The organism is Nostoc sp. ChiQUE02 (assembly GCF_034531305.2).
GTDB lineage: Bacteria > Cyanobacteriota > Cyanobacteriia > Cyanobacteriales > Nostocaceae > Nostoc.
On record NZ_JAVRBN020000115.1, the window covers coordinates 1 to 3,187 of the forward strand.

The 3,187-nt window shown below is 41.7% G+C and carries 7 protein-coding genes; 5 read left to right on the forward strand and 2 right to left on the reverse strand.

The genetic code is table 11. From position 1 onward, the window contains the following. Nucleotides 1–145 precede the first annotated feature (145 nt). Nucleotides 146–721, forward strand: coding sequence for a zeta toxin family protein (locus tag RM347_RS35575; protein ID WP_322721233.1), 576 nt, complete (start codon nt 146–148; stop codon nt 719–721). Beyond that, nucleotides 714–902, forward strand: coding sequence for a hypothetical protein (locus RM347_RS35580; RefSeq protein ID WP_104902037.1), 189 nt, complete (start codon nt 714–716; stop codon nt 900–902). Before RM347_RS35575 ends, RM347_RS35580 begins: the two co-directional genes overlap by 8 nt. Nucleotides 903–1,115: 213 nt before the next feature. On the opposite strand, the gene RM347_RS35585 is transcribed toward RM347_RS35580, so the two are convergent. Together RM347_RS35585 and RM347_RS35590 are read right to left on the reverse strand one after the other, a co-directional pair. After that, nucleotides 1,116–1,568: a hypothetical protein gene (locus RM347_RS35585; RefSeq protein ID WP_322721232.1), complete on the reverse strand. Its 453-nt coding sequence runs from the start codon at nt 1,566–1,568 to the stop codon at nt 1,116–1,118. Between the two features lie 19 nt (nt 1,569–1,587). Beyond that, on the reverse strand, nt 1,588–1,797 hold the full coding sequence (locus RM347_RS35590) for a hypothetical protein (protein WP_428850678.1): 210 nt from the start codon (nt 1,795–1,797) through the stop codon (nt 1,588–1,590). A gap of 128 nt (nt 1,798–1,925) precedes the next feature. On the opposite strand from RM347_RS35590, the gene RM347_RS35595 reads away from it, so the two are divergent. From RM347_RS35595 to RM347_RS35605, 3 genes are all read left to right on the forward strand, one after another. Then, a complete protein-coding gene (locus tag RM347_RS35595; protein WP_322721231.1) occupies nt 1,926–2,435 on the forward strand; it encodes a hypothetical protein in 510 nt (169 codons plus the stop codon). Nucleotides 2,436–2,500: 65 nt separating this feature from the next. Next, nucleotides 2,501–2,821: a hypothetical protein gene (locus RM347_RS35600; protein ID WP_322721230.1), complete on the forward strand. Its 321-nt coding sequence runs from the start codon at nt 2,501–2,503 to the stop codon at nt 2,819–2,821. 16 nt (nt 2,822–2,837) lie between these two features. After that, the gene (locus RM347_RS35605) at nt 2,838–3,125 is read left to right on the forward strand and encodes a hypothetical protein (RefSeq protein WP_322721229.1); all 288 of its coding nucleotides are present in this window, start codon (nt 2,838–2,840) and stop codon (nt 3,123–3,125) included. Nucleotides 3,126–3,187 lie beyond the last annotated feature (62 nt).

Consider the following 3,187-nt stretch of genomic DNA (forward strand, 5'->3'; position numbering starts at 1 on the left):
TACGGATGCACGCAGTAAAATGGGACGGTTGTATCCGGATGTCTCACCTAGCAAAGTTGGCTTGCCAGACTACTAGTAGTTTTTTATCAGAAACTTAGACTTCTTGAGCGTGTAGTATTGCTAAGACCCTAATTTTAGTCGCAAGATGCCCAATGTATACATTATTGGTGGTGCAAATGGTTCTGGTAAAACTACCGCCGCACTGCAAATTCTCCCTTACTTCCTACAGGTATTTGAATATGTCAACGCCGATGAAATAGCAGCCGGACTTTCTCCTTTTAACCCGGAATCTGTAGCCATTCAAGCCGGACGATTGATGATAGAAAGACTAAAAACTCTGGTGAATGCTAAAACCGATTTTGCATTTGAAACAACCTTAGCCGCTCGTAATTTCGCCCGATTTTTAAGAGAATGTAAAAAACAAGGTTATGTGATAAATTTAATTTACTTTTGGTTACAAAGCCCTGAATTAGCTATTGCACGAGTACGCAGACGGGTAGAAAGTGGTGGTCACAACATCCCTGAAGATGCTATTTACCGTCGCTATCAACGTGGAAGAAAAAACTTGGTTGAGTTATATTTACCCTTATGTGATCGCTGGATTGTTTATGATAACTCTAATCCCATTTTGCAGATAATAGCTGAACGCCCTTTAAATCAAGAGCCGATAATTTATCAACCCCAACTATGGAACCAAATTACTACTAATACCTATGAATAAGTCAATTCCTGAAAAATTATCTAGCCAAATCGATGCAGGAGTTAAACTTGCTATGAAAAAGGCTATTGAAAGACACCGCCGTTTAGGAGAATCAATTAGTATTTGGCAAGATGGTCAAGTTGTAACCTTAACCGCCGATCAAATCCCTCCTCTTGATTCAACTGTTAGTACTGACAAATAACACCCCTCCTACAGCAGCTACGGTGTACCACAAGTCTTGAAACCCCACCTAAAACTCGGTTTCGTTGCCCTAGTCCTAAAATAAGGGGGAGAAATTGAGTTTCCAGTTCCCAAAAAGTGGGGTATTTATGGGGCTAAAAGGCTTAAAACCCTTGCAGAATAACTTGTGTGTACACCGTAGCCTACAGCAGAGACGGCTGAACCTCCACCTTTATCAAGCTGTAGCCCATCGAATCCATTGCTCAACTTCTGGGCGAGTTAACTGTTTCCCCACAGCAAAAGTAACTTGCTGTTTTTGCGCCCAACGGTAGAGAGTTCGTAAAGCAACTTGCTTACCAGTAACTCTCAAAATAATTTCTGGTAAATCTGCTCCTTTGGCATTAGTGAAACAAGCGTCATAAATAGCTTCAGCAATATGTAATTCTGCTAATGGGTTTTCTTTGAGTTTGAACTTAATCTGAAGGAGAGTAAATTTTTGACAAGGCTTAAGTTTTTTCATGTAAGCCAAAGTTAAAAGCCAGATAGCCTTTTCGGTTTCACCCTCACGGGAATATTGGGGAACTTGGCACAGTCGAAGCCATTTGCGCCAAGTGCGATCTGTAATTGAACAGCAATAAACTTTTTCGCAAGACAGCTTTAACCAGTCCAGGGGATATTTTTTCTCCATACTTATTCCTAACTCCTATCTATTCTTTAGCAGCAGCCCTCCTGTATAAAGAAGCGAAAGCTGGGGACTCTTGCTCACGTTCTAGTATTTGGCGCAATAAAGTGGCCATGGGAATTTCTTTCCAATCAGAAACTTCTTTGTACTGGTCATAAGCTTTTTTACAAAGAGTAATGGTGATTTGGTAACGGTCAGTCATGTCTGTAGCAAGTTCTGCGAGTGGATTCATCACATTATCATCCCAAATTCATTGCATTTGTGAAAGAAATTTTTCTAATTATATGTCAATATCATCGTAATTGCATATCAATAGTGATTATATTGACTAATATTTGAGGGTATAACTCTCAAAGAGGTCACATGGACAAAATCCAACAACTCTTACAGCCTCATAACATTGAAGTAAGCTTTGAGGAAATTGCTAAACTCTGTATTGAAGTTGGTGCAGACATTGAGCAACTGAGTGATTCTGACGCACAGACAATCGCACAACACATTCTTGAGCTTAGGCTTGCGTCGGGGAAACTGGCTACCAATAGCAAGTCCAAAAATACGGGAGGTAAACTCGGTAAAAACTCCCCACGTCGTAAATCCACTCCTCCATTGCAAGGAGCGATCGCTCATGCATCCCAGGTTTCAAATCAAGAAATTCAATCCTTGGAGGATGTCCTTAACGTCGGGATTGATGCTTACACAACCGACAAAGCCGACCAGTTGTTATCAACGATTCGCAATGCTCCTAAAGACGTGGTGAGTAAGTTTGTCTCTAAAGCGATGGAGGAAGAAGCTGACGTAGATTCCTTTCGTGCAATCGGTGACGAACTCGTTGCGGGTATTTTCGGTATTAGCCCAACAAATGCAGCTGAATAAATTGATTGGATTAGCAGCAGTACTGAATCTGCTGCTATTGACCCTCGTTTTGTGCGTGGCAATATATGGAGCAACAAGACCAAACCCATCGCAAAGCATTAAATATTCACCTGAAAAAGGACGGGGAGTTGAATCTGTCCGGGCTGACACTAGAAAACCTCTCTTCAGAAGAATTCCTGGTAGTCCAGCAACTTATTGATGAGTCGAGAGTGCGATCGCAGTCCAATAGACAGATTGAGGAGTTAATGCAACGAGGGATGATGGCTCAAACTGCGATCGCTGCAATAACAGTTTTAATGTTTTCATTCATGGGGATATATGGCATAACCCGATATATCGGTTCACAAGTTCAACAAGTTCAGGAGAGTTATACCAATTTTAAGTAGTAGGGGGGAGAAAGGAATGTTAGGGAAATGGCTTCCTGGTTTATTTGGCGGTAAAGGTAATGGAGTAGTATCGACGGATTTAAGAGTTGGGGATGCTACCCAAATTGAAGGAAATCTCCCTTCATCAATCTGCGATCGCTACACATTGCCAGCTTACACGACTGCACAGCAAGTATTAGATGAGGCGGAAGTGGCTGGGACTCTAAAAGCACAGAAGTGGCTACATACAAAGTTCTCCCGGCACAAGCTCAAACAGTTGCAATCTCTGGCAGAGATGTATAAAAATCAAGGCGTTGCAGAATAGAAATATGAATTAGTGCGTAGGCGTAGCCAGTCGTAGACATCGCTATGGAATGTCCAAGGTGT